This window comes from Buchnera aphidicola (Nipponaphis monzeni) (genome assembly GCF_006741185.1).
GTDB classification, from domain to species: Bacteria; Pseudomonadota; Gammaproteobacteria; order Enterobacterales; family Enterobacteriaceae; genus Buchnera_H; species Buchnera_H aphidicola_T.
The window spans coordinates 63,611-90,306 of record NZ_AP019379.1; the positions used below are offsets into that span (position 1 = coordinate 63,611).

24 protein-coding genes, 2 tRNA genes and 1 other RNA gene are annotated in these 26,696 nt (G+C 20.7%); 17 read left to right on the forward strand and 10 right to left on the reverse strand.

Features of this window, described 5'->3' with window-relative positions; genetic code table 11:
- Positions 1-70: 70 nt before the first annotated feature.
- The 3 genes from crr to BUCNMO_RS00285 form a co-directional block, all read right to left on the reverse strand.
- Positions 71-574 carry a PTS glucose transporter subunit IIA gene (gene crr / locus BUCNMO_RS00275; protein ID WP_158344533.1) on the reverse strand — a complete coding sequence of 168 codons (504 nt, stop codon included), beginning with the start codon at positions 572-574 and terminating at the stop codon, positions 71-73.
- Between the two features lie 34 nt (positions 575-608).
- Positions 609-2,321, reverse strand: coding sequence for a phosphoenolpyruvate-protein phosphotransferase PtsI (gene ptsI, locus BUCNMO_RS00280; RefSeq protein ID WP_158344535.1), 1,713 nt, complete (start codon positions 2,319-2,321; stop codon positions 609-611).
- A gap of 157 nt (positions 2,322-2,478) precedes the next feature.
- Positions 2,479-2,736, reverse strand: a complete 258-nt coding sequence (locus BUCNMO_RS00285; protein WP_158344537.1) for an HPr family phosphocarrier protein — start codon at positions 2,734-2,736, stop codon at positions 2,479-2,481.
- A gap of 879 nt (positions 2,737-3,615) precedes the next feature.
- Between BUCNMO_RS00285 and ligA the strand changes: the two genes are divergently transcribed.
- The gene (ligA, locus tag BUCNMO_RS00290) at positions 3,616-5,682 is read left to right on the forward strand and encodes an NAD-dependent DNA ligase LigA (RefSeq protein ID WP_158344539.1); all 2,067 of its coding nucleotides are present in this window, start codon (positions 3,616-3,618) and stop codon (positions 5,680-5,682) included.
- Between the two features lie 37 nt (positions 5,683-5,719).
- On the opposite strand, the gene BUCNMO_RS00295 is transcribed toward ligA, so the two are convergent.
- Both BUCNMO_RS00295 and BUCNMO_RS00300 read right to left on the reverse strand, forming a co-directional pair.
- Positions 5,720-5,792: transfer RNA gene (locus BUCNMO_RS00295), tRNA-Lys, on the reverse strand.
- A gap of 29 nt (positions 5,793-5,821) precedes the next feature.
- Positions 5,822-5,897 (reverse strand) — tRNA-Val (locus BUCNMO_RS00300).
- A 193-nt stretch (positions 5,898-6,090) separates the two neighbouring features.
- Between BUCNMO_RS00300 and gltX the strand changes: the two genes are divergently transcribed.
- Positions 6,091-7,527 carry a glutamate--tRNA ligase gene (gene gltX / locus BUCNMO_RS00305; RefSeq protein WP_158344541.1) on the forward strand — a complete coding sequence of 479 codons (1,437 nt, stop codon included), beginning with the start codon at positions 6,091-6,093 and terminating at the stop codon, positions 7,525-7,527.
- A 681-nt stretch (positions 7,528-8,208) separates the two neighbouring features.
- On the opposite strand, the gene fliE is transcribed toward gltX, so the two are convergent.
- Positions 8,209-8,523 (reverse strand): flagellar hook-basal body complex protein FliE, encoded by a 315-nt coding sequence (fliE, locus tag BUCNMO_RS00310; protein ID WP_158344543.1) that lies wholly within the window; start codon positions 8,521-8,523, stop codon positions 8,209-8,211.
- Positions 8,524-8,804: 281 nt separating this feature from the next.
- On the opposite strand from fliE, the gene fliF reads away from it, so the two are divergent.
- The 12 genes from fliF to fliR all read left to right on the forward strand — a co-directional run bounded on the left by fliF (position 8,805) and on the right by fliR (position 19,126).
- Positions 8,805-10,496: a flagellar basal-body MS-ring/collar protein FliF gene (gene fliF, locus BUCNMO_RS00315; protein WP_158344545.1), complete on the forward strand. Its 1,692-nt coding sequence runs from the start codon at positions 8,805-8,807 to the stop codon at positions 10,494-10,496.
- A complete protein-coding gene (locus BUCNMO_RS00320) occupies positions 10,493-11,479 on the forward strand; it encodes a FliG C-terminal domain-containing protein (protein WP_158344547.1) in 987 nt (328 codons plus the stop codon). The genes fliF and BUCNMO_RS00320 overlap by 4 nt, the downstream gene beginning before the upstream one ends.
- A gap of 6 nt (positions 11,480-11,485) precedes the next feature.
- Entirely contained in the window at positions 11,486-12,370 is an 885-nt protein-coding gene (locus tag BUCNMO_RS00325; protein ID WP_158344549.1) for a FliH/SctL family protein, read from the forward strand.
- Entirely contained in the window at positions 12,360-13,727 is a 1,368-nt protein-coding gene (locus BUCNMO_RS00330; protein ID WP_158344551.1) for a FliI/YscN family ATPase, read from the forward strand. The genes BUCNMO_RS00325 and BUCNMO_RS00330 overlap by 11 nt, the downstream gene beginning before the upstream one ends.
- Positions 13,728-13,766: 39 nt before the next feature.
- Positions 13,767-14,210 carry a hypothetical protein gene (locus BUCNMO_RS00335; RefSeq protein ID WP_158344553.1) on the forward strand — a complete coding sequence of 148 codons (444 nt, stop codon included), beginning with the start codon at positions 13,767-13,769 and terminating at the stop codon, positions 14,208-14,210.
- Positions 14,211-15,185 (forward strand): flagellar hook-length control protein FliK, encoded by a 975-nt coding sequence (locus tag BUCNMO_RS00340; RefSeq protein ID WP_158344555.1) that lies wholly within the window; start codon positions 14,211-14,213, stop codon positions 15,183-15,185.
- A gap of 172 nt (positions 15,186-15,357) precedes the next feature.
- Entirely contained in the window at positions 15,358-16,344 is a 987-nt protein-coding gene (locus BUCNMO_RS00345; RefSeq protein ID WP_158344556.1) for a FliM/FliN family flagellar motor switch protein, read from the forward strand.
- A 48-nt stretch (positions 16,345-16,392) separates the two neighbouring features.
- Entirely contained in the window at positions 16,393-16,815 is a 423-nt protein-coding gene (fliN, locus tag BUCNMO_RS00350) for a flagellar motor switch protein FliN (protein ID WP_158344558.1), read from the forward strand.
- Between the two features lie 5 nt (positions 16,816-16,820).
- Positions 16,821-17,165, forward strand: coding sequence for a flagellar biosynthetic protein FliO (gene fliO / locus BUCNMO_RS00355; protein WP_158344560.1), 345 nt, complete (start codon positions 16,821-16,823; stop codon positions 17,163-17,165).
- A 101-nt stretch (positions 17,166-17,266) separates the two neighbouring features.
- Entirely contained in the window at positions 17,267-18,001 is a 735-nt protein-coding gene (gene fliP / locus BUCNMO_RS00360) for a flagellar type III secretion system pore protein FliP (RefSeq protein WP_158344562.1), read from the forward strand.
- Between the two features lie 77 nt (positions 18,002-18,078).
- On the forward strand, positions 18,079-18,348 hold the full coding sequence (gene fliQ / locus BUCNMO_RS00365; RefSeq protein ID WP_158344564.1) for a flagellar biosynthesis protein FliQ: 270 nt from the start codon (positions 18,079-18,081) through the stop codon (positions 18,346-18,348).
- 1 nt (position 18,349) lies between these two features.
- Positions 18,350-19,126 (forward strand): flagellar biosynthetic protein FliR, encoded by a 777-nt coding sequence (gene fliR / locus BUCNMO_RS00370; protein WP_158344566.1) that lies wholly within the window; start codon positions 18,350-18,352, stop codon positions 19,124-19,126.
- 43 nt (positions 19,127-19,169) lie between these two features.
- Here fliR and rpmG read toward each other — a convergent pair whose 3' ends face one another.
- The 3 genes from rpmG to ppa all read right to left on the reverse strand — a co-directional run bounded on the left by rpmG (position 19,170) and on the right by ppa (position 20,873).
- Entirely contained in the window at positions 19,170-19,337 is a 168-nt protein-coding gene (gene rpmG / locus BUCNMO_RS00375) for a 50S ribosomal protein L33 (RefSeq protein ID WP_158344567.1), read from the reverse strand.
- A gap of 21 nt (positions 19,338-19,358) precedes the next feature.
- Positions 19,359-19,586, reverse strand: coding sequence for a 50S ribosomal protein L28 (rpmB, locus tag BUCNMO_RS00380; protein ID WP_158344569.1), 228 nt, complete (start codon positions 19,584-19,586; stop codon positions 19,359-19,361).
- A 747-nt stretch (positions 19,587-20,333) separates the two neighbouring features.
- Positions 20,334-20,873 (reverse strand): inorganic diphosphatase, encoded by a 540-nt coding sequence (gene ppa / locus BUCNMO_RS00385; protein WP_158344571.1) that lies wholly within the window; start codon positions 20,871-20,873, stop codon positions 20,334-20,336.
- Between the two features lie 342 nt (positions 20,874-21,215).
- Between ppa and pmbA the strand changes: the two genes are divergently transcribed.
- Complete coding sequence (pmbA, locus tag BUCNMO_RS00390; RefSeq protein ID WP_158344573.1) at positions 21,216-22,559, forward strand: metalloprotease PmbA; 1,344 nt, start codon at positions 21,216-21,218, stop codon at positions 22,557-22,559.
- A 63-nt stretch (positions 22,560-22,622) separates the two neighbouring features.
- On the opposite strand, the gene rnpB is transcribed toward pmbA, so the two are convergent.
- Positions 22,623-22,996: RNase P RNA component class A (gene rnpB / locus BUCNMO_RS00395), an RNA gene on the reverse strand.
- 753 nt (positions 22,997-23,749) lie between these two features.
- Here rnpB and BUCNMO_RS00400 point away from each other — a divergent pair.
- Together BUCNMO_RS00400 and tal are read left to right on the forward strand one after the other, a co-directional pair.
- Positions 23,750-24,985 (forward strand): beta-ketoacyl synthase N-terminal-like domain-containing protein, encoded by a 1,236-nt coding sequence (locus BUCNMO_RS00400; protein ID WP_158344575.1) that lies wholly within the window; start codon positions 23,750-23,752, stop codon positions 24,983-24,985.
- Between the two features lie 687 nt (positions 24,986-25,672).
- Entirely contained in the window at positions 25,673-26,623 is a 951-nt protein-coding gene (gene tal, locus BUCNMO_RS00405) for a transaldolase (RefSeq protein WP_158344577.1), read from the forward strand.
- Positions 26,624-26,696: the final 73 nt, after the last annotated feature.

A 26,696-nucleotide genomic window follows, 5' to 3' on the forward strand; every position in this document is an offset into this window, starting at 1 on the left:
AAAATATAAATTTTATCATATTATAATAAATAACGGCACTAAAATTGTGCCGTTTATAATATTAATAAATTTATTTTTCGATCAACATTATTATAGTTTTTCCAGCAACAACTTTTCCTGACATTTTTTTTAAACTTTTAAATTTCTCAATATTAGATATAACAATTGGAGTTAATATAGATTTAGCATTTTTTTTTAAAAAATTTAAATCATAATCTATAATTGAATCTCCTTTTTTTACTCGCATTTGTTGTGTTATTTTTCGTTTAAAACCCCTGCCTTTTAATTGCACAGTATCAATACCAAAATGAACAAATAATTCTACATTATCATCAGATTTTATTGAAAAAGCATGTAATGTATTAAAAATTTTGTGAATAATTCCATCTACGGGTGATACAATACTTTTCCCAGAAGGTTTTATAGCTATTCCATCACCTACAATTTTCTTAGAAAAAATTTCATCTGGTACATTTTCAATAGGAATGATTTCTCCAGATATAGGTGCTACTATTTGTATAGTATATTTTAAATTATTTTTTTTATTACTAAAAAAAGAAGATAACAATCCCATTTATTTTGTCCTTGAAAAATTAATTAAATAATTACTATTCAGTAAATTGATCAATTATGTTCAATATACCTTTTGACGTTGCCTGACATAATGCTTTTTTTGCCATTTGTTTTGAATTTTTAAAATTACTCTTTCTAATAATGTTTTTAATAATAGGAATAGATGGAGCATTCATACTAAATTCATCAATACCTATACCTATTAATAATGTTGTAGCTCTAGTATCTGCTGCAAGCTCTCCACATATTCCAGTCCACTTACCTCTTTTGTGAGCAGCATCAACTACAATTTTAATTAACTTTAATACAGAAGGACTCATTGGATCATATAAATTTGATACTAAATTATTTCCTCTATCTACAGCTAAAGTATATTGAGTTAAATCATTACTACCTATACTAAAAAAATCAACTTCTTCTGATAAATGTTCAGACATCATAGCTGCAGCAGGTGTTTCAATCATAATTCCAATTTCTAAATTTTCATCAAAAATTAAATTTTCAATTTTTAATTGATGTTTAATATTTTTTAATTCTATTTTTAATAATTTAATTTCTTCAACTGAAATAATCATAGGAAACATTATTCTTAATTTTCCAAAAGCAGACGCTCGTAAAATTGCTCTTAATTGAGTATATAATATTTCTTTTCGAGACATAAAGATTCGAATTGCTCTCCAACCGAGAAAAGGATTATCTTCTTTAGGTAATTGCATATACGGTAAATCTTTATCTCCTCCAATATCCATTGTTCTAATAATTACTGATTTGTCTTTCATTGATTGAGCTACTAATTTATAAGCTTCAAATTGTTCATTTTCAGAAGGTAAAGACTTTCTTCCCATAAATAAAAATTCAGTACGATATAAACCAATACATTCTGCTCCATATTTTTGTACTCCAAGCATATCATTAGGAGCACCTATATTAGCACCTATTTCTATTAAATGATTATCTATAGTTTTTGCAGGTAATTTTTTTAATTTATCTAATTGTAATTTATTATTTAAAAACAATTTTTTTAAATGTTTTTTTGTATTAATAATAGAATTTATAGGGTTAATATATATTTCATTGTTTAAGCTATCAAGTATAATAAAATCTCCATTTTTTACTTTTCGAGTTATATTTTTAACGCCCACTATTGCCGGAAGTTCTAATGATCGAGCCATAATAGAAGTATGGGAGGTTTGACTTCCTAAATCAGTGATAAATCCAAGTATTTTTTTTAAGTTAATTTGAGCTGTTTCTGAAGGTGTTAAATCTTTAGCTATCAAAATTACTTGATCACGTATTAAATCTAACTCACATATTTTAATATTTAATATATTTTTAATTAATCTATTACCAATATCTCTTATATCAACTGATCTTTCTTTTAAATAATGGTTATTTAATTTTTCTAAAGTTTTAGCTTGTTTTTCAATAACATAAAATGTTGCGGCATCTGATGAGTAATATTTTTCTTTAATAAGATAAATTATTTCTTTTTCAAATTCTTCATCTTCTAAAAGCATAATATGCCCTGTAAAGATTTCTTCTTTATTTTTACCAACAGTGTGTGCTGCTTTTTGTTTGATTATTTCTAACTGTAAAATAGTTTTTTTTCTAGCATTTAAAAATTTATTAATTTCATTTTTAGTTTGTTCATAAGGTATTTTGTTTGTATTAATAAGTATTTTTTGCTCATATATAAAAAATGCTTTTCCGAAAGCTATGCCCGGCGATACTGGAATACCTGAAATCATAACGTGCCTTTTTTGTAAATTTAATTATTTTAAAATAAATAATGACTATACTTAAGACAATAAAATTATTATTAATCTAATTCACCGGAAGTAAAATTCTTCTTCCGGTAATAATTATTTTTTAAAGATAATATTTTTTTTTCTAAAAAATAATAATTTATTTTAATTTTGTCATCAAATTTGAAAGATATTCTATTGCTTCTTTTTCATCTATACCTTCTGCTGATAATCTAATAATGCTATTATGTACAAGTTCAAGAGTTTGCAATTTAAATAAACTTTTCGCGTTTGTAGTTTTTCCTTGATTTGTTATAGTAATATTTGAAGAAAATTTTTTTGCAGCTTGTACAAATTGAGCAGCTGGTCTCGTATGTAACCCATTAACTGCTTTAATTACAATATCTCTATGTAGCATTTAATCCCCCTTATTAATTATTTTTATATAATTTAACTATATTTATGTAGTAATAAAAAAATTTAATATAATTTTATTTTTTGTTATACTTAACTCATATTTTTTAATAATTAATTAAATATTTATATATTATATAAAATTACATAATTTATAAAAAATGAAAATATAAAATTACTAAAAGTTAATGTTTAAAAATTTGTTTTTTTTAGTTAGTATAAATAATTGTTGTTTATATTTTTTAAAAGTTAAAATACATACATGTATATAATAAATATATGTTTAATGCGTATGTATTACTTTATTAATAAATTCAATAATATTTAAATTATAATATATTTGTTAATAATAGATTGGATGCTATAATCTAACAAAAGTTTATTTGTTTTATTCAATTGAATAATTATTTAATTAATAATATTTAAATTAATATTTTTATTATATAATACAAAACATTATTATAGTTAATTTTTTAATAGTTTAAACAAAACTATTTTATTACATGTTTATTAGTTTTAATAAATATATTATTTAATAATATTTAAATTTTTTAATTTTTAAAAAATATTTTTTTTTTGTAAATTAAATATATTTATAAAATAATATTGACAATTGTTACAAAAGCACTACAGATAATATCTATTATTTTAAAAAACATATGTTTTTAAAACACTTTTATTAAATTTTTTATTTTAAAATTATTTGTACATTTTAAAAAATAAATTATTAGCAAATTTATTATTCAAATGTATTTTTCTATTATAATAAAAAGATTTTTACATATTAAAATAACAATTTTTGTTGTATTTACTACATATTAATAAATATTAAATTTATTAATTTTTATTATTTTATAATATATCTTATAATGTTTATAAATATATGCTGCAAAAAGTATATAAAATTTTAATTTTTTATATTAATGATTTTAAAATTATGTCTAATATAATGCTTCAACTTAAAAAATTACAAAATATTATGTTAAAACATGGATATTTATATCATACTTTAGATTCTCCTATTTTATCAGATGCAAAGTATGATTACTTAATAAACAAATTACGTTATTTAGAAGATAAATATCTAAAATTAAAACCTGATTATTCTCCAACACGTATTATAGGTAGTAATTTGTTACCACAATGGAATAAATTTTCGCATCTTACACCTATGCTTTCTTTAGAAAATATATTTAGTATTAAAGAATTATATAAATTTATTCAAACAATTTATTGCAAATTATATCATGTAAAAAATTTATCTTTTTGTTGTGAATTGAAAATAGATGGATTAGCTTTAAATCTGATATATGAAAATGGCATATTAATAAAAGCATTAACTAGAGGTGATGGTCGTTTAGGAGAAGATGTTACTATTAATGCTAAAGTAATTAAAAATATACCGCTAACTTTAAAAAGTGCCGAAGTTCCTAGATTAATAGAAATTAGAGGAGAAATTTTTATATCATTATCTAATTTTAAAAAAATAAATAATATAAAAAACGATCAATGTAAAAAAAATTTTTCAAATCCTAGAAATCTTGCTGCTGGATCATTACGACAAACAAATTCCCAAATATTAAAAAAAAGAAAACTAATATTTTTATGTTACGGCTGTGGAGTAGTAAAAGGTATAAAAAATAAATTTTTTAGTCATTATAATAGATTTAAAAAATTAAAAGAATGGGGTTTTCTTGTCAGCAAATATAATACTATTTGTAATAATTTTGGTGAAATATTATTTTTTTTAAAAAAAATACAAAAAATAAAATCTACTTTAAATTATAATATAGATGGTATTGTAATAAAAGTAGATTCTTTAGAATACCAGAAAAAGTTAGGCAATACTTCTCAATACCCTAAATGGGCTGCATCTTTTAAGTTTAATGCAAAAGAAAAAATAACTGAAATAATAAATATCGATTTTAAAGTAGGTAGAACTGGTATGATAACTCCAGTAGCTGAACTAAAACCTATTCAATTATCAGGTGTTACTATTCAAAATGTTTCGTTACATAACAAATCTGAATTAGAAAAGTTAAATATTTCTATAGGAGACAAAGTACTAATACGTAGATCTGGAGATGTAATTCCTTATGTCATAAAAGTAATGTCTACCCATAAAATATCTTTTCAAAACAAAAAAATAAATTTTCCTGACAAATGTCCTATTTGTTATTCAATAATTAAACATACATTTAATAATAAGCAATCTAAATGTACAGGAAATATAAAATGTCTTGCACAAACTAAAGGATTTTTATATCACTTTTTTTCTAAAAAAGCAGTAAATGTTGTTGGAATAGGAAAACAATTAATTAATAAATTTATCTCGAATAACATTACTGATGTTATTGATATTTATAAATTAAATAATAATCAAACATTTAAAAATAAATATCTAGGTGAAAAATCTTTTAAAAAAATAATTCAAAATTTAAAACAATCTAAATCTATATCGTTATCTCGATTTATTTATGCTCTAGGCATTCCTAAAGTAGGAATTGTTATATCTGAAAATATTGCAACATATTTTAATTCTTTAAAAAAATTTATAGAATCAAGTCAAGAAGAATTATTATCTGTAAAAAAAGTAGGACAAATTATAGCCTCAAATATTTTAAAATATAAAAATATTAAAAAAAATATAACATTAATTAATTTACTAATAAATGAAATTAAATTCAATGTGTATCATATTAATCCAAGATTAAATTATAAACACATATTTTATAATAAAAATATTAGTATAACTGGTCATTTAATAAATTTTTCCAGAATACAAATACAACAACATTTAATTAATATAGGAGCAATAATCAAAAAATATATATCTAAAAATACAGATTTTTTAATTGTTGGTAGAAAACCTGGTAAAAAATTTGAAAAAGCTTTAGAATTGAAAATTAAGATAATAAAAGAAGATTACTTGTTGCAATTGTTAAATTAAGAAAATATATAAATTAACCAATAATGATGAAATATTTTGGGTCGTGCAGGATTCGAACCTGCGACCAATTGATTAAAAGTCAACTGCTCTACCAACTGAGCTAACGACCCTAATTTTGTTAAATAACAGTTTATTACAATGGTAGGTGATGACGGACTCGAACCGCCGACATCCTCCGTGTAAAGGAGGCACTCTGCCAACTGAGTTAATCACCTATTTAAATCTATACCTTTCATTGTAAAGGTTAAAGATAATGAGTCAATCTTTTTTATTCAAAAAAAGTTTGTTTGCTCATTATTTGATCACTTTTTATGTATGAACTCTTTTTTTATAATTTATTTAATTATTTAATATATTATTTATTATAAAATAAATTATTTTTTTATTTTTTTAGACTGAAGGATTATCATGACAATAATAACTCGGTTTGCTCCAAGCCCTACTGGTAACATACATATTGGAAATATTCGTACTGCATTATATTCTTGGTTGTTTGCCCGAAAACATAAAGGGTTATTTATTTTACGTTTCGAAGATACAGATATTAAACGTTGCACTACTAAGTCAAAAAAAGAAATATTAAATGTTTTAAAATGGTTAGGATTAACGTGGGATAAAGGTCCTTTTTATCAAAGTGATAGATTAAAATATTATAAAAAATTAATCAATCTTATGTTAAAAACAGGCAATGCATATAAATGTTATTGTTCAACTGATAGGTTACTTAAATTAAGACAATCACAAATAATTAAAAAGGAAAAAACACGTTACGATGGTCAATGTAGAAATATATTAAACGTGAAAAAAATGGGTTTGCCTTTTATTATAAGATTTAAGAATCCAACAGTAGGTTACGTTATTTTTGAAGATGAAATTAAAGGATTGATTAAAATTAATAATAATGAACTAGATGACTTAGTTATTCAAAGATCGAACGGTATGCCAACATATAATTTCTGTGTTGTTGCAGATGATATAGACATGAATATTACTCATGTTATTAGAGGAGAAGACCATATTAGTAATACTCCTCGTCAAATTAACATTTATAAAGCTTTAAAACAACCTATTCCTAAATACGTACATCTATCTATGATTTTAGATGCAAACGGTAAAAAAATTTCTAAAAGAGAAAATTCAGAACATATAATAAAATATTATAATGAAGGATATTTACCAGAAGCTCTTTTAAATTATATTGTTAGGTTAGGATGGTCATATGGAAATAAAGAAATTTTCAGTCTCCAAGAAATGCAAAATTTATTTTCTTTAAAATCTATTACCGGATCATCTAGTCGTTTTAATATTAAAAAATTAGTATCTTTAAATAGATATTATATAAAAAATTTATCTTTAAATAATTTAGTTAAATATCTTAATATTTATTTACTTAAAAATAAAATTAATGTACAAAATGGCCCTTGTTTATTAGACATAATTGATTTAGTTCGTAATAAATGTAATACATTGACTGATATAATAAGTGTTTGTAATTATTTTTATAGAGACAATATTAATTTAAAATTAATCAATTGTGAAAAAAATTTAACTAATGAGTCAATAATACCTTTAAAAATAATATTTAGTTGTTTAAATAATTTGAATAATTGGAATATCATTCAAATTAATAAAATAATATTCAATTTACCACAAATTTTAGGTATTAAGATACAAAAAATAGGAATGCCTTTAAGAATTGCTGTCACAGGTACAAATATATCTGCTAGTATTGATAAAATCATTTTCTATATTGGAAAAAAAAGAACTTTATATCGTATAAAGCAAGCTTTAATTTTTATCATTAATAATAAAAATAAAAAATTAAAAAAATGTAAATATATTTAAAAAATATTAACCTTCATTTAATAAATTTTTTTATATTATTATCTATATAATCTATTTTCAAACGTATCCTTATATACTTTAAAATGTTATATGTATATAATATGTTTTTGAAATATTTGAAATAAAAAATTTTTTTTCATCATATTTATGAATATGAAGTATATTTAAAATATATAAATTATTTATTAGTCTTTACAAAAACACTAAATTTATAAAAAATGGGGTTGTAGCTTAGTTTAGTAAATCAGATGCATAGCATACATAAGGTTATCGGTTTAAATTCTTCCAACTCCATATAAAATATATTTTTTAAAGTATATGTTTTGAAACAAAATATTAATATTTTAAATTGTAAAAATAACTTAATTTAAAACAAATCGTCATTGTATAAAATAAAATTTTTTTAAAAAAAAAATAAAATCACATTTTTAATTTATGAAATATGTTTCAAAATAATAATTATTTTTTTTAAAAACAATTATAACTATATATTCAACAATTAATGTTGAATAAATAACCGATATTATTTGTTTCTACAAAAATTTAACATGATATTTACTAAATATCATGAATAATATTTATCCAAATATTACTCAAAACATTAGTATATTTAAAGTTAAAATATGGTAACAATATTATACAAAGATTTTTATTTATTTAAAAAATAAATATTTTTTTAATTCATAATTGCATATTCATAATTTCTCTATAGGCTGAAATAATTTTATTTTTTATTTGTACTACCATTTGTACTGCTATAGATGATTTTTGTATATCAATCATAACATCACTTAGTGATATTTTTTTATCACCAGATTCAAACTTTTTTATATGATTAGCAGCAGTACTTTGAATGTTATTAACTTCTGTTATTACATTTTTTAATATTTCAGGAAAATTAATAGTTGTATTTGTTTTATTAACGTTAATTGGTTGTATAACATTATTATCAGTGTTTATATGATTAATAAATTTTGTAGTAGGTCCGATAAACATAATTATTCCTTATAATTTTTTTGCTAAATGTTTATTTGTAATTTTTATTATTAAAAAATAGATAATTTAATATCAATATATATATATCAAATATTTTATTAAACACAAATATCCTCATAAACAAAGCATATTATATTATCCACTTTTTTTTGTAACAAAAAGTTATTTTATCTAAAATTGAATGTAAAATATTAATAAGTTAATACAAATAATTTATTTGTTAATCATTATATGTAAAATTTTAATTAATTTTTTTATTATTAAAATAGTAGGACAGTTATATGAATGTTAATACAAAATCACAATTTAAAAATAATCAAAACTTTAAAAAGTTATTAATACTATTTAATAATAGAAATTATATGCTTATTATAACTATAATAATTATTATTACCATGTTATTTTCTATTTTTTTTTGGTATAAAAGTCCAAATTATGGGATACTTTATAGTAATTTATCAATAGAAGATAAAAATGAAGTAATCAAAAAATTAGAAGAAATGCACGTTTCGTACCATCTAGAAAAACAATCAGGCACTATCTTAGTACCTAATGATAAAATATATATTTTACGAATAAATTTGTTAAAAAATGGCTTTCCTAAAAGTCCTTATGTTGGATATGAATTATTAGATCAAGAAAGATTTGGAATTAGCCAATTTAATGAACAAATAAATTATCAAAGGGCATTAGAAGGTGAATTAGAAAAAACAATTCAACAATTGAATAATATAAAACATGTAACAGTACATTTATCGTTACCTAAATCATCTTTATTTTTATATGAAAAAAAAGAACCATCAGCAGCGATTTCTTTAATTATAGATGATAATAAAAAAATTGAATATGAAGAAATACGCGCTATAGTCCATTTAGTATCAAGTAGTGTATCGGGATTATTGCTTAGTAAAATTACTATTATTGATCAATATGGACATTTATTAAATCAATCTGGACAAGGATATAATGAATTAAATAATGCTTGCTTAAATTATACTAATACTATAGAAGAGAAATATAGTAGAAAAATTGAAGAAATTTTAATACCTTTATTCGGAGTAGAAAATATACATGCAAAAGTAACTGTTCAAGTAGATTTTGATTCAAAAGATCGAATGGAAGAAAAATATTCTCCAAATTATTTAAACCAGGGACAATCTGTTCGTTCTCGTCATGTTGTTTCTAGTACAAAAAATATCAAAAAAAAATTTCTTAATAAAGATAACTATCATAAAAATTATAATGATACTTCTTCACATATATTGAAAAATAAAAACAATTTAAAAAACAAAATATTTGTTAATAATAATTATAATTATGATAAATATCATTATATACACCCTATTAAAAAACCTTTTGATAACGATTCAAAAATAAATTCAGATTATGAAGATACTGTCAACTATGAGTTAAATCATACAATTTTGCATAATAAAGTTAATAAAGGTACTATTAAACGAATATCAGCAGCGGTAATTATTAATTATTTAAAGTTATCTAATAACCGATTAGTACCATTAACTCCTTATAAAATTACCAAAATAAAAAAACTTATTAAAGAAGTAATTGGTTATTCTGAACAAAGAGGTGATTCTTTAGAGGTAGTTAATTCATTATTTTTTTTAACAAATACAACTATTAAATGTAACATCAACAAAAATTTAAATAACACTTTAACCAATAAGATATCAAACAACATACATTACGTTATCTTAACAAGTATAATTATACTAATCATTATTATTTTTAAAAAACAAATAGCACGTTTTATTTCTCAAAAACATAATATTAAAAAAAATAACAATATTAAAAAAGATCAATTATTAAATCAAAATTTAATTAATAAAAATATATTTAATAACAATGATTTTTATGATAAAAAATACTTTACACAAGAAATTCAAGAATTACGTAATAGTGATACACACATTATAACAAAAATTATTCGTCACTGGATTAATGAAAAATTATGAACTTAAATGGTTTAAAAAAAAGTGCACAATTATTAATGTTAATAGGCAATCAAAAAAGTATTGAAGTTATAAAACAACTTCATACTACAGAAATAGAAAAAATTATATATGCAATAACAAACATAAAAAAAATTTCTTCAGAAGACATACAAATTATATATTCTGAATATAAATTATTATTTAAAAAAATATATTTAGAAAACATTAACAATAACGATTATTGTTTACCTTTATTACAAAAAGCATTAGGCGAAAAAAAAACCGAATACATATTAAAAAATATACACCAAAAAAAAAATTTAGAAAAACATATTTGTATGTTAAATAAAACAAGTTCAAAAGAAATAGCTAATTTATTAAGTAAAGAACATCCACAATTTGCAGCCTTGTTATTAATGCATTTGAACCTTACAAAAAGCGCTGAAATATTATCTTTATTAGAAAATAAAAAATGCGCACACATTATTTTAAGAATCGCATCATCTAAAAAATTAAGTAAATATACTAATGATATATTTTCAAAAATTATTAATTTAATATTATTAAAGAAAAATACAATAGCAAATAATTTTAGTGGTATTTCATATGCAAAAAATTTACTAAGTATATTAAATAAAAATATTAAAACAAAAATAATAAATAACATTATTGAAACGAATAAAAATTTATCAAAGAAAATATTAAATCAAGTATTTTTATTTGAAGATATTATAAAATTGTCAAATAAAGATATTAAATGCATTTTTCAAGAAATAGATACAGAAAGTTTATTTTTATCTATGTATAATATGTCTCAAGATTTTAAAAAAAAGATTCTTAAAAATTTATCTGCAAATAAATTAAATAATTTTTATAATTTTATAAAAAATAAAACATTTTCAGAGGTCTCTTCTAGAATGATACAAAACAAACAAAATTTTATAATGAAAATTATAAAATTACTTGTACAACAAAAAAAAATAACAACGAATATATTAGGATAGTTTTGTATGAATAATTTGCTTTTTAAAAAAGAATGGCAAATATGGTTTCCTCAAGAAACACAATCATCGAGCAATGTAAATGTTACAAATAAAAATAGTACAAAATTTACTTCTTTAAAAAAAATATTATTAAAAAATAATGAAATTAATACAAACGAAAGAAAATACTTAAAAAAAAATAATCAAACAAAAACAATCTATTTGTTAAAAAAATTTAAGAAAGGAGAACAAATCGGATATTCTGAAGGATTAAAGAAAGGAGAACAAATCGGATATTCTGAAGGATTAAAGAAAGGAGAACAAATCGGATATTCTGAAGGATTAAAGAAAGGAGAACAAATCGGATATTCTGAAGGATTAAAGAAAGGAGAACAAATCGGATATTCTGAAGGATTAAAGAAAGGAGAACAAATCGGATATTCTGAAGGATTAAAGAAAGGAGTATTACAATATCAAAATAAATACAAAGATATTCAAGAAAAGTTACAAACGTTAATTACTAATTTTAAAATATCTTTAAAGGATGTTGATGGCGTAATATCAAATCGCATATTAAATATTATTATTAAAATTACAAAAAAATTCTTTTGTAATGAAATAAAAATACAAAAAAATAGTATTTTAATTAAAAAAATTAAAAAAATTTTAACCAAGGATCTAATGTTTGCTAAAAAGTTACAATTGCACATTAATCCAAAAGACGAATATATAATAAATTATTACTTTGGGAAAATTATAAAATTACATCATTGGCAAATTTTTTGTAATATAAACATTTCTAGAGGTGGTTTCAAAATTATTTCACAACATGCTAATTATGATAATACTTTACCAACTTATTGGAAAGAATTATGCAAAACAATTATTGTTAAGGAAAATAATGAGCAATAGATTAAAAAATTGGTTAACAAAAGTAAATAAAATAGAAGTTAAGCTTAAAACTTTTCCTAATATAATTAAATATGGAATTTTAGTTAGTTCAATAGGATTAATTGTTGAAGTAATAGGTTTAAAATTACCTATTGGGGCTGTGTGCATTATTGAGTCTAAAATTAACAATAAAACTTTTGAAATAGAAGCAGAAGTAGTAGGTTTTAAAAATAAAAAACTTTTATTAATGTTATTAAATGAACCAATAGTCATGGCTCCTGGATTAAAGGTATTTCCTAAAATCGACTCATCAGGAATAGTATTAGATAAAAAATTACCAATAGGCAAAAAATTATTAGGTAGAATTCTTGATGGTAACGGACAGCCTGTTGATAAATTGGGAAAATTGAAATATGAATTTTTATCTTCACTTTCTAGTACAACTATAAATCCTTTAGAAAGAAAACCAATTACTAATATCTTGGATCCTGGAATTCGAGCAATTAATGGATTATTAACATTAGGTAAAGGACAAAAAATTGGAATATTTGCTACTGCAGGAGTTGGAAAAAGTATATTATTAGAAATGATGATGCGTTCTATAAATGTTGATGTTATAGTTATTGGGTTAATTGGAGAACGGAGTAGAGAAATTAAAGAATGTATAGAAGTTATATGTAAAGAAAATAATTTCTTTCGTTCTATAGTTATTATAGCTCCTTCTAATGTTTCACCAATATTACGTATACAAGCTACTTTATATGCAAGTAAAATTGCTGAATATTTTAGATCTCAAAATAAAGATGTATTATTAGTAATAGATTCTTTAACTCGTTATGCAATGGCTCAAAGAGAAGTATCTTTAGCAATAGGAGAGTTTCCGATTTCTAAAGGATATGCTTCTTCTATTTATTCACAATTACCATTACTTATAGAACGAGCAGGTAACGGTGTCAAAAAAAATGAATCTATTAGTGCATTTTATACTATTTTAACAGAACAAAATGAATTTAACGATCCTATATCAGACATTGCTCGTTCTGTTTTAGATGGACATATCGTGCTATCAAAACAATATGCAGATTCCGGTCATTTTCCTGCTATTGACATTGAAAAATCTGTAAGTCGTGTAATGCATCGATTAGTTGATAAAAATCATTATACTCAATCTTTACATTTCAAAAAATTAGTAGCATGTTATCAACGAAATAAAGATTTAATTAATATGGGTGCATATATCTCAGGAACAGATTTTGTTTTAGACGAATCCATTCGTTTATGGCCTCAGTTAATAAAATTTTTACAACAAAATTTTTTCGAAAATATTTTCTATAAAAAATCTTATGAAGAATTAAAAAATATATTTAATGAAAATTGAATATAAAATAACTCTATAAACTATAAATTATATTTTTTTATGAAAAAAAACGTTATTTTTATACTAAAAAAAAATGAACAATACAAATTGTTACAGTTAATCAATTCTTTAAAAAAGAATATTTTAAAGAACAAAAAAAATAATAAAAAATTGTTTTTATTAAAAAATTATTTTAATGATTATACAAATAAATTTAAAAATATGTGCATAAATGGTATTACAAATTACCAATGGAGCAATTATAATTATTTAATTAACATGTTAAAAATAAACATAAATCATAACAAAATAAAAGAAAAAAAATATTTTAATAACATACGAAAAATAAAAAAAAATATTTATCAATTAAATAATAAAATAAATGTATGGACTAATTTAAAATTTAAAATTGTTACAAAAAAACTAATAGAACGAGAAACAATTGAAGAAGAATTTTTTAATGATATCTTGCAAACAAAATGTATTATAAGGGATGTAATTTAAATGCTAAAAACAATTAGCAATAAATTAGTTATACCGTTAATTTTACATCGAAATATACCTAAAAAAATTTACAAAAATAAAATTAATAAAAAATTAAAATTTAAATTAATATACAAAAATAAAATATTAAAATTTAAAAAAAGTAAGCATTATTTTGCAAAAAAAATACAACAAATAAAACAATTTAATAACATTTGTTATATCCATCCACGTGAATTATTATGCCATTCTAAAAAAAGTAATTTAAATATTAAATATGATGTATGTTTTTCTTGTATATTAAAAGATGAACACTTCTTATTTTTTTTAAAAAAAATTAACAATTATTTTATTTATAAATTACCAACTAACTTTTTTATATCAAAATTGTTTGTTAAAAATTTTGAAAAGAAATTTTATGAAACACTATTTTACAAAATGTTAAATGATTGTACTTTAAATAATTTAAATTATCACATTCATTCTCTAATTATTTTTAAAAACATTGATTTGAACAATTCTGTTTGTTTTTTTTTAATAAACAATTGCAGTAAATTTTCAAAATTATTAACATTACATTTATTCTGTCGACAAAATAAATATAAAAAGTTCTTAGAAATAACAAACGATACAAAAAATTTATTTAAAAAAATATTTTTAAAAAAATTTTTTTGTATTAATAAATTGTTAAATATGAAACTCGTTACTTTATATCATAAAAAAAATAGTTCACTTAAAATGCATAAACAAAACAATGTTCATTATCATTTTTTTAATTATTTTCAATTCAAATTAACACTTAATGAATCATATTTAGGTACGATCCAAATAAAATTAGATTTTAATGATAAAACAATATGCTTAGAAATTATTTCTGAAGAAGAAAAAATTAGAAAACTATTACAAAATAATATTTATAAATTAAAAAAAATATTTATAGAAAAAGGTATGTACATAAAAAAATGTATTGTTAAAAATAATACTGCTATGAATTAATAATTTAATATTTATCAAAATGATATTTAACAATAAGCTTATTAATTATTTTTGTTTATTAAAAATAAATGCTTCAAAAAAAAGTTTATATAAAATAAATGACATATATTTTATTAATTATTAAACATAATTAATTTATTCAAAATTTTAATTATAATATTTGAGACAAATAATGAAAAAAAATACAAACATACTAAATTTTATAAAAACAAACACTTCAAATAAAGAAAATATACACAACAATTTCATGGTTCATAACAATTATAAACATAATAATCATGCTATTATAAAAGAAGAATTAAATACTAAAAATATTCAATTAAAAAGTTTAGACATTTTAGAAGTAATTCATAAAGAATTTGCTAATGATTTAAATAAAAAATTATTAAATTTAACAAATAATACAGTAAAAATACAATATCTAAGCAACTCAATGCAATTTTTCGAAAAATGTTCAAAAAATGTTAATAACCAAACATTTAATTTTGTTTTCAATATAAAAAATTTTGAAAGTTTCTTTTATATAATTATCCCTACAAATATATTAGAATTAATTATTAATAAAGTATTTGGAGGAAATCATATGATATTAAATTCTTCAAATATAAAATTAAAATCCTTATCATCAAAATATATTATAAACGACTTTATTTTTAAAATAAAAAAATCCTACAAATATGCATGGGGTAATGAATACTATATATATTTTAAAAAAAAAATATATAATATTAGAATACAACATATTAAAAAAAATTTTCAAATAACAAAAATATTTATTCACTTTTATTTTAGAGTATATACAAATTTCTGGAGCAATATTTTTACTATTAGTATACCTTTAAATATTTTACAAATAATACGTCAAGATATAATAAATAAAAATATACTATATAAAATTGATCAAGATCTCGACAATACATGTATTTTCCAAAAAAAAGTTTCAAAAAATATTTTAAATATGTTAGAAATATGTTTAATTGCTCAATTAAATAAATTCAAATTACCAATACTAAATTTATTAAAAATGAAAGTAGGAGATATCATCTCTATTCCAAATCCAGATAAAATTTTATTATATGTAAATAATATACCAATATTATCTGGAAATCTCGTTGTTTATAGTAAAAAGTATGCTATATGTATAAGTACATATTTGTAAAATAAAAAACATATAAAATATTTTAAACAAAAATATAGGTTATTTTCAATGAATCAAACAAAAGATATCAATCTTAACACAAAAGAAATTATACAAACGAATAATAAGAAAGAGATTTCAAAAAATCAATCAATAATAAATAATAATAATAAATCAAACGATTCTTTAATACTCCAAAAAAAAAGTAAAGAATCAAGTGAATCACTACTTAACAAAAAATTTATAGACAATATCGAAATAAATATTACAGTAGAACTAGGGCAAAAGAAAATAACAATCAAAGAATTATTATCTTTATCTCAAAATTCTATACTAGTATTAGATAAATTAGCTGGAGAATTGTTAAATATTTTTGCAAATGGATTATTAATAGCTTACGGAGAAATTGTAATGTTACACAACAAATATGGTATTCGTATTACAAATATAATAAATAATTATTCTTACAACAATTTAAACAATAATGTATAATTAATATGAAAGATTTCTTTAAAGAATGTTTATCTAATTATTTTTCAATTTTTTATGATTATAAATCAATAATAAAAATTTTTATAAGCCCATTAATACAAATAATATTAATTATAATTGTATTATCATGGATTTATAAAAAATTAAATTTTCTTAAAACAAAAAAAAATGAATTTTATATAAAAGTAATAGCTAATATTCCCTTAGGACCCAAAGAAAAAATTATTGTTATAGATTTAAAAGAAGTACGATTAATACTAGGAAAAACATCACATTACATCAATTGTTTACATATATTACCAATAGTACATAAAGACCTAAAGCCTGTTAAAAACAAATCAAATCTTTAACAAAGATTAAAATATTTATATCAGAAAAAATTTTTTAAATATTTAAAGTTCGTATCGTTTAATGAAATTAACTTATTAAATACAAAAATGTTGAGAAAAAAATGATTTATTATAAGTTATTACTGTTTATTCCACTTTTAATACCTCCTATTGTACATTCTTCAATGTATCAATTAATGGATAACTTTTCATCAAAAATAGGAAACAACTGGTCTTTTTCTACAGAAACTTTAGTATTATTTATAATTTTAAGTTTTATTCCCATGATGGTACTAATGATGACTTGTTTTACGCGTATTATTATTGTCTTTAATTTATTACGCAACGCATTAGGGACTCCATATTCTCCACCTAATCAAATAATATTAGGATTAAGTTTATTTTTAACATTTTTTATCATGTCTCCAGTATTTGATACAATCTATCAAAAATCATATGTACCATATTATGAAAAAAAAATAAATTTAGAAGAAGCACTTCAAGTAGGATTAAAGCCTATAAGATCATTTATGTTAAAGCAAATTAAAAAACCTGATTTAGAATTATTTACACATTTATCAAATATAAACACATTTCAAACTGAAGAAGATATTCCTTTACAAATATTATTACCATCATTTGTAATTAGTGAGCTTAAAACTGCTTTTCAAATAGGATTTATTATTTATATACCTTTTTTAATTATTGATCTAATAGTTGCAAGTGTATTAATGGCATTAGGAATGATGATGATTCCCCCAGCTACTGTTTCATTGCCATTTAAATTAATGCTTTTTGTACTAGTTGACGGTTGGAATTTGTTAATTAATGCTTTAGTTCAAAGTGTACATGTGTAATTTAAAAAAGTTTTTAAACTAATATATTAAATATTAATTATTTAAGAGGTATAATATAAAATTATATTAATCAACTTATGAATTTACAATTGATTGAAACAATGTTTTACGAAGCTATGAAAATTGCATTAATGATATCAGGTCCATTATTAATTACAATTTTGTTTGTTGGATTAATTATAAGTTTTTTTCAAGCTGCTACTCAAATTAATGAACAAACCTTGTCATTTATTCCTAAAGTGATGTCTGTAATAGGAGTGTTACTAATTTTAGGATCTTGGATGTTGAATATGCTATTACATTATATCCATAATTTATTTATTAACATACCTTTGATGATTAATTAAAATGTACAATTTTTCCCAAGAAAACATATCTCAAATAACATATAGTTTAATTTTACCAATGGTACGTATTATATCAACAATATCAAATTCTCCTATATTAGGTGAAAGTTTCGTAGATCGAAAAATAAAAATTATTATATCTTTTTTAATTACATTAATTTTGTTACCTACAATAAACCAAATCGAACCACTACCATCATATGATATCAAAATAATTGATATTTTAGAACAATTTTTAATTGGAATATCTTTAGGTTTCAGTTTTAAAATTATTTTTGTAATAGCAATTATAGCAGGAGAACTTATTAGTTTACAAATGGGCTTATCATTTTCAATATTTTTTGATTTTAATAGTCATTCGAACATTTCAGTTATATCTCGTTTGCTTAATAATTTAATGTTATTAGTCTTCTTATCTTTGAATAGTTATTTGTGGATTATTGCTTCAATTGTAGATAGTTTTCATTATTTACCTATTAGTCAACATATTAATAAAACTATTTTTTTTATTTTAATACATTATCTAGGAACACTATTTTTAAAAGGAATAATTCTTTCTTTACCAATTATTATTGTTATCTTGGTAGTAAATATTATGATGGCATTATTAATGAGAATGACACCACAATTGTCAATTTTTTCTTTACTATTACCTATCACTTTACTAATAAGTATGTTCTTTTTATATAAGTTATTAACTATTAATACTATCTTTTTTAAAAATTTATTTACAGATTATTTTAATTCAATTACACATAATTTATATTCTAAATTATAACCAAAAAAATTTAATGAACGATTTTGAACAAATATAAATATATTTATTTTATTTTATGTTCTTTAAATAAAACATGTTTTCTCAATCTAGGATCATATTTTTTCATTACTATTTTTTCTGGACTATTTCTTACATTTTTAGTAGTAGTATAATAATATCCTGTATTAGCAGAGGATACTAATTTAATTTTCTTTCTTATATTTTTTCCCATCGTATTCTTTCTCTATAATTATTATGATTTTATTTGCTTTAAATTTAAAAATGATTCAATTCCTTTTTTATCTATTATTCTAATACCTTTAGTAGATAATTTTAATTTAATAAACTTTTTATTTTTAGTTATCCAAAATTTATGTTGTTTAAGATTTGGCAAAAATCGTCTTTTAGTAGCATTCATAGCATGAGATCTTTTATTGCCTTTCATAAATTTTTTCCCTGTAATTTGACAAATTCCAGTCATGTAATTCCTCTCAAATTTATTATTTATTTATAAAATATTATATATCATACAATATGGATTATTTACATATATTTTACGTTGCTTCTCTATAACAAAAAGAACATTTTTTATATTAATATGTATTCAGATCCATTTGAGCTATAAATAACTATCAAAACATTGTTTGTATATGTAGCAATCAATTAAAAAATCAATTTATTATATGTTTTAATATTAATAACATACAAAAATAAATTAAAATCATTAAGCTTTATATCGTAGAACAACATATTTAATAATTATTAATTTGATAAATACTATTAATATTAAAAAAATTTATTACAAATTTTTAAAAAAAACATCATAATGTATAAATACAAAAATTATTACTATTATTTCTTTGAAAAATTAATTTATTTACTTAATTTAAGTAATTATATTCAAAATGTTATTTTTACGTTCTAAAAAATAACATTTTAAGTTATTTAAAATTACAAAATAATATTTATAGAATATATTTATATTATTTTGTAGTATATAAACGTAATTATTTATATTCATATTATAAATTGTTTTAAAAAATAATTTTGTAACTCATTGTAAATTCTGTTAAATATTTTTTTTTAAAAAATATTAAAAAAAATAATAAATATTAATTTATATAATTATATACACAATAAAAAACATCAATTAAATACATAATAATAATATATTTAAAATCAGTTAATAAAATTTAATTATTATTATCTACATTAAAAATAATAATAATTATTTTTTTAAAGAATTAATATATCTTTCAATAGAATTGACAATTTCTTTTTTTGCTGTATGTGAATTATCCCATCCTAATATTTTGGTCCATTTACCTTTTTCTAAGTCTTTATAATGTGTAAAAAAATGAATAATTTGATCCTTTAAATTGTTAGATAAATCTAAAATATCTTTAATAGTTTCGTATTCTGTTGTAACACTAGAGTGCGGAACACCAATTATTTTAAAATCATCACCTGACTCATCAATCATTTTAAGTATGCCTATTGGATTACATTGTATTACTGATCCAGGATTTAAAGAATACGGTGCAATTACTACAACATCTAAAGGATCATTATCTAAAGACAAAGTATTATTTATATATCCATAATTACAAGGGTATAACATCTTTGTATTTATAAATCTATTTACAAATAAAATACCTGTTTTTTTTTCAATTTCATATTTAACAGGATTAGAATTAGATGATATTTCTATAATTACAAAAATGTCTTCAGGAATATTTTTACCAGAAAGAACATTACAAAAATTCATTAACTTTTCCCTAATAACGTAATTATTATTTCTAATAACAATTTAAATCAATTATATATGATTGGTTTTCTTAAATTAAATTTAATTTATTTAATATATAAAAAAATTATATTAATGTATAGATGTTTTATATTTAAATTATTTTATATTATCATATAATATACATTATATTAAAATAAATTTAAATATTAATATAAAATATTCGTTATATATAAATAAATTATTAACATAACTTTTTATTTAATATTGTTTATACATAATATTTAGTTATAGTGCATATACATTTTATATTACAAAAAATATTTTTTTTAAAAAAATATATTTTAAACTTAAGGGTAATCAATGTACCATCTCGAAACAATACAAAAAGAAGAAATAAAATTAAAAGAATTAATACAATATGTTTTGAATTTAGCAAACAAAAAAGTTGATTTTATTGAAGTATACATTATTAAAAAAAAAGGAATAAACGTTACTACAAGAAATACTACTTTAGAGAATGTTGAATATAACAACTCAGGTAATATGACAATTACTGTATATAATGCATATAAAAAAGGAAGTGTTTCATTTACAAAAATGAACATAAACAACATAAAAAAAATGTTAAATAAAGCAATAGATTTATCAAATCATGTCTCTGTAGACCCGTATAATCAATTACCAGATAAAGATATGCTAGCTCTTTCAGCTATAAAATTAAATTTATTTAATTTTTATTTATGTAATTTTAAAAAAATTATTAAAACTAATTTTTTAATCGAAAAATGTGCTTTCGGTTTTAGTAAAAAAATAACTAATACAGAAGGAACGAATTTTTGTTATTCTATTGACACTATTGTTTTAGGAAATAATTTAGGATTGTTACAATCTTATAAAACAACTATTTACTCATTATCTACAGGTATGATTGCTGGTAAAAGTGATAATATGCAAACTGCTTTTTACTATACTATTGCTAGAGATATTAACAAACTAGAAAATCCAGAATATTTAGGTCACCAAAGCGCAAAACGTGCAATTAAAAAGTTATATCCAAAAAAAATATACTCAAATAAGTTACCTGTTATTTTTATATCAGATATCAGCTCATGTTTGTTTAATAATCTTGCATACGCTATTGATGGTTACAATATATATACAAAATCTAGTTTTTTAATTCATTCTTTAAAAAAACAAATTTTTCCTAATTGGTTAAATATTGTAGAAGAACCTCATTTAGATCAGGGTATTGGTTCAAAACCATTTGATAGAGAAGGTGTATTCACTCAATCAAGAATAATAATAGAAAAAGGTATATTAAATAATTGGTCTTTAAGTACTTATACGTCAAAAAAATTAGGTTTAAAAACTACTGGAAATTTAGGAGGTATTTATAATTGGTTAGTTTCTTATGACTTAGCATACAGTTTGAAAGCATTATTACAGTATATGCATAAAGGAATTTTAATAACAGAATTATTAGGTCAAGGAATTAATTTTACAAACGGAGATTACTCTAAAGGCGCTTCGGGTTTTTTTGTGGATAACGGTACTATTCAACATCCTGTTCATGAATTTACAATTTCAAGTAATTTAAAAGATATGTTCTTAAATGTCGTAAAAATTAGTAAAGATATTAATAAACAAAAAATAATTCAATGTGGATCAGTACTATTATCTGACATGGTAATTTCTGGTATATAATGTACAGAGTAATCTGTATGTATATTATTAATAATAATGTATCAAGTATTTATTTTTTTAAATATATGAAGTTGACTAATAAGCCGGGTTCTGTATTAAACAGTCATTTATCTAGATTAATAATCACTTATTAATTCAAGCAGCTTACCCAGGTTTTAAAGTACGGGTTATACACAAATTTACCTTTATTTAGCCTTGCTCCAAGTGGAGTTTACCTTGCCATAATTGTTACCAATTATGCGGTGCGCTCTTACCGTCACCTTTTCACCCTTACCTATTATAATATATATTTAAAATAGGCGGTTCATTTTCTGTGGCACTTTTCGTAAGCTCACGCTTCCCAGGAGTTGCCTGGCACTATACCCTAAGGAGCCCGGACTTTCCTCTTTTTTTAATTTAGTTAAAAAATTAAAAAAAACGACTGTATAGTCAACTTCATATAATATACTTCATATTTTATACAATAAATTTATATCATATTATTTCTATAATTTAAACTTATTTTTATAATTAATATTTATAATATAAAATTAACAATTTTTACTAAATGTAGTATCTATTTATAATATGTTATTTTATACATTTTTTATGTAAAATATATTTTTATACTATAATCATTTTTTAAAATTTAATTTATGTTAAATAACTTTAGTTTTGTTACTTTAAAAAATACATCAAATATTGATTTATTATAAAAAAATTAATTAATATAAACTACAATGAAAACATTAGTTAATTACGTATTTATTTTTATAACAATTTTTTAAACAAACTTAAATTAATAAATTATCTATTTTAAATATCAATAATAAAATAATTTTTCATTGTTTTATAATAAATAAAACAATGTTTTAATTTTATTATTTAATATTATTTAAACAAAACCTTTTAAGATATATTTCATATTTTCATTTTTTATATAAAGAATAACAACTTATAACATATATGAAATTAATAATAATTATTAAAATAGTAGATAAAAAATTGATTTAAAAAATATAAATATTAACTAATTTTAAATTAACAAATTATTAATAAAAATATTTTTAAATATATAGCTTTAAAAAATTAAAAAAAATATTAAATTTTTTAATAACAATATTCATCGTTATTTGTAATAAATAATTAACAAAATATGTACGTTCATATTAGATAAATATTTAATAATATAAATAAAACAGAGATGTATAATGAAAAGAGTTGTAATTACAGGATTAGGTATCATTTCTAGTATAGGAAACAATGTTACAAAAGTATTAGATTCTCTCATGCAAGGAAAATCAGGAGTTACTTTTTCTTCAAAAATGAAAAAAATGGGTATAAAGAGTCAAATATGGGGAAATATTAAAAATATTGATTATAAACAAAAAATTAATATAAAATATCATCGATTTATGAATATTGCATCAATGTATACATATTTATCTATGAAACAAGCTATTAAAAGTGCTAAATTACAAGAAACTTTATATAAAAAAAATCCTAAAATTGGAGTAATAGTAGGATCTTCAATTAGTTCTCCTAGAACACATTACATGAGCGTAAATACTATAAAAAATAAAAAAAAAAATAGACATTTAAGTCCATATACTATTATTAGAACTATGTCTTCCAACATATCAGCATGCTTAACAAGTTTTTTTAATATTTATGGTATTAGTTATTCTATTAATTCAGCATGTGCTTCTTCAGCTCATTGTATAGGACATGCTTTTAATTTAATTCAATCAGGTAAACAAGATCTCATTTTTTCAGGAGGTGGAGAAGAAGTTACTTGGGAATTAGCATATTATTTTGATGCAATAAAAGCACTATCAAGAAAATATAATCATATACCTGAACAAGCATCTAGAGCATATGACATTTGTAGAGATGGATTTGTGTTATCAGGAGGCGCAGGCATAATAGTAGTAGAAGAACTAAATCATGCTCTGTCAAGAGGGGCTAAAATATATGCTGAAATTATAGGGTATGGAGCAAGTTCTGATGGATTTAATATGGTTTTACCATCTATTGAAGGAGCTATTCGTTGCATGAAACTTTCTATGCAAAAATTATCTGATTTCAAAATAGATTATTTAAACACACACGGTACTTCTACTCTTCAAGGTGATATTAGAGAACTGCATGCAATTGTAAAAGTATTTAACAAGAATAATATACCTATGATTTCATCAACTAAATCAATGACCGGGCATGCTTTAGGAGCTTCAGGAGTACAAGAAATTATTTATACTATTTTGATGATGAATAATAATTTTATTGCACCAAGTATTAATATAGATGTAATTGATCCATTAGCTGAAAATATGAATATTATTGTAAAAAACATTAAAAAAAAAATAAATATTGCTATGTCAAACAGTTTCGGATTCGGAGGTACTAATGCTACAATAATAATAAAAAATTATGAAATCTCTTTATAAAATTAAATATTCAGTAATTTTTTAATAATATTTAAAATAAAAAATTATTATAACAGTTTAATTTTTACATATATATTAATATTTTCAAACATTAGAAATAGTGTGTTTATTAGATAAACTATAAAATAATTTTTTATATATGAAGATGTATTCAATAAAAATAATTTATATATAAAAAATACATATAAGTGATAAATAATATATTAATATTATTTAATTAATAAACTAATATATAATTTATAACTAATAATTAATGTTTAATTTTTTAAAAAATATAACAACAACATTATTATGTTGTATTAATATATAAAAAATAATATTAAACAATATTTAAAAAATATAATTTAATCTGATACCCACTTTAAAATAAATACATATATGTAAAACAATATGTTAATACAAAATATAAATGTTATTTATATGAATTTATATATGTTTAACAAATACTAATTTTTTTCAATATACGTTTTATATTCTTATTGAGGATAAATGAAAAAATGAATCATTTAACAAAATATTGTTTAATTATTTTAATAAAACATTAATATACGCTTATTATGTAGTTTTAAGAAAATACATTTATTAAAATCACAATTTTTAATTTAAATGTTTATTATATAAAATTAGAATTTTACTTTATATTAACTTTAATGTTGTTATACCGAAATAAAGTTTAAAGGTATACTTATGAATCAATTAAATATATTAAAACAATATAGTACTATTGTTGCAGACACTGGAGATATACAATCAATAATAAAATATTCTCCAAAAGATGCAACAACAAATCCTTCAATTATCCTACAATCTATAAAATTAGATATTTACAAACATTTAATTACTGAAGCTATTAATTACGCAAATAAAAAAGGAGGTCTTCGAAGGACTAAAATAAAAAATGCTTCCACCAAAATTTTAGTAAATATTGGGAAAGAAATTTTAAAAAACATTCCAGGTAAAGTATCTACAGAAGTAGATGCTAAACTTTCATTCCATTCAGAAAAATGTATAGAAGCAGCAGAAAATTTAATTTATTTATACGAATTAGAAGGTATTGATAGAAAACGAGTACTAATTAAATTAGCAGCAACATGGGAAGGTATTCAAGCAGCTAAAATATTAGAAAAAAAAAACATTAAATGTAATTTAACATTATTATTTTCGTTTGCTCAAGCTAAAGCGTGTGCAGATGCGAACGTATTTTTAATCTCTCCTTTTGTAGGAAGAATTTATGATTGGTATAACAAACAATTATTAATTAATAAAAAATCGATAAATAATGATCCTGGTGTTACATTTGTTACTAAAGTATTCAAATATTTCAAAAAACATAATTATAAAACTATTGTAATGGCAGCAAGTTTTAGAAAAAAAGAACAAATAATAGCATTATCAGGATGTGATTACTTAACTATTTCTCCTATTTTTCTAGAGCAGTTAATAAATGCTAATGATAATTTTAATTGTAATTTAACCACTCCTATAAATTTTTCTAAACCTCCTAAACCAATTATTAAATCAGAATTTTATGACCTACATAATAAAGATAGAATGGCTGTTGATAAACTATCAGAGGGAATTCATACATTTAAAAATGATCAAAAAAAATTAGAAGAAATATTAAACAAGAATTTATGAATAATATGAGTTATTATTATTAATCAATAATAATTCTTTCATTAATAATAAACAATATTTTTATATATAAAAT

Excerpts from the sequence above, each read along its gene's own strand:
- crr (WP_158344533.1), bottom strand. The coding sequence starts at position 574 with ATGGGATTGTTATCTTCTTTTTTTAGTAATAAAAAAAATAATTTAAAA.
- ptsI (WP_158344535.1), bottom strand. The coding sequence starts at position 2,321 with ATGATTTCAGGTATTCCAGTATCGCCGGGCATAGCTTTCGGAAAAGCA.
- BUCNMO_RS00285 (WP_158344537.1), bottom strand. The coding sequence starts at position 2,736 with ATGCTACATAGAGATATTGTAATTAAAGCAGTTAATGGGTTACATACG.
- ligA (WP_158344539.1), top strand. The coding sequence starts at position 3,616 with ATGCTGCAAAAAGTATATAAAATTTTAATTTTTTATATTAATGATTTT.
- gltX (WP_158344541.1), top strand. The coding sequence starts at position 6,091 with ATGACAATAATAACTCGGTTTGCTCCAAGCCCTACTGGTAACATACAT.
- fliE (WP_158344543.1), bottom strand. The coding sequence starts at position 8,523 with ATGTTTATCGGACCTACTACAAAATTTATTAATCATATAAACACTGAT.
- fliF (WP_158344545.1), top strand. The coding sequence starts at position 8,805 with ATGAATGTTAATACAAAATCACAATTTAAAAATAATCAAAACTTTAAA.
- BUCNMO_RS00320 (WP_158344547.1), top strand. The coding sequence starts at position 10,493 with ATGAACTTAAATGGTTTAAAAAAAAGTGCACAATTATTAATGTTAATA.
- BUCNMO_RS00325 (WP_158344549.1), top strand. The coding sequence starts at position 11,486 with ATGAATAATTTGCTTTTTAAAAAAGAATGGCAAATATGGTTTCCTCAA.
- BUCNMO_RS00330 (WP_158344551.1), top strand. The coding sequence starts at position 12,360 with ATGAGCAATAGATTAAAAAATTGGTTAACAAAAGTAAATAAAATAGAA.
- BUCNMO_RS00335 (WP_158344553.1), top strand. The coding sequence starts at position 13,767 with ATGAAAAAAAACGTTATTTTTATACTAAAAAAAAATGAACAATACAAA.
- BUCNMO_RS00340 (WP_158344555.1), top strand. The coding sequence starts at position 14,211 with ATGCTAAAAACAATTAGCAATAAATTAGTTATACCGTTAATTTTACAT.
- BUCNMO_RS00345 (WP_158344556.1), top strand. The coding sequence starts at position 15,358 with ATGAAAAAAAATACAAACATACTAAATTTTATAAAAACAAACACTTCA.
- fliN (WP_158344558.1), top strand. The coding sequence starts at position 16,393 with ATGAATCAAACAAAAGATATCAATCTTAACACAAAAGAAATTATACAA.
- fliO (WP_158344560.1), top strand. The coding sequence starts at position 16,821 with ATGAAAGATTTCTTTAAAGAATGTTTATCTAATTATTTTTCAATTTTT.
- fliP (WP_158344562.1), top strand. The coding sequence starts at position 17,267 with ATGATTTATTATAAGTTATTACTGTTTATTCCACTTTTAATACCTCCT.
- fliQ (WP_158344564.1), top strand. The coding sequence starts at position 18,079 with ATGAATTTACAATTGATTGAAACAATGTTTTACGAAGCTATGAAAATT.
- fliR (WP_158344566.1), top strand. The coding sequence starts at position 18,350 with ATGTACAATTTTTCCCAAGAAAACATATCTCAAATAACATATAGTTTA.
- rpmG (WP_158344567.1), bottom strand. The coding sequence starts at position 19,337 with ATGGGAAAAAATATAAGAAAGAAAATTAAATTAGTATCCTCTGCTAAT.
- rpmB (WP_158344569.1), bottom strand. The coding sequence starts at position 19,586 with ATGACTGGAATTTGTCAAATTACAGGGAAAAAATTTATGAAAGGCAAT.
- ppa (WP_158344571.1), bottom strand. The coding sequence starts at position 20,873 with ATGAATTTTTGTAATGTTCTTTCTGGTAAAAATATTCCTGAAGACATT.
- pmbA (WP_158344573.1), top strand. The coding sequence starts at position 21,216 with ATGTACCATCTCGAAACAATACAAAAAGAAGAAATAAAATTAAAAGAA.
- BUCNMO_RS00400 (WP_158344575.1), top strand. The coding sequence starts at position 23,750 with ATGAAAAGAGTTGTAATTACAGGATTAGGTATCATTTCTAGTATAGGA.
- tal (WP_158344577.1), top strand. The coding sequence starts at position 25,673 with ATGAATCAATTAAATATATTAAAACAATATAGTACTATTGTTGCAGAC.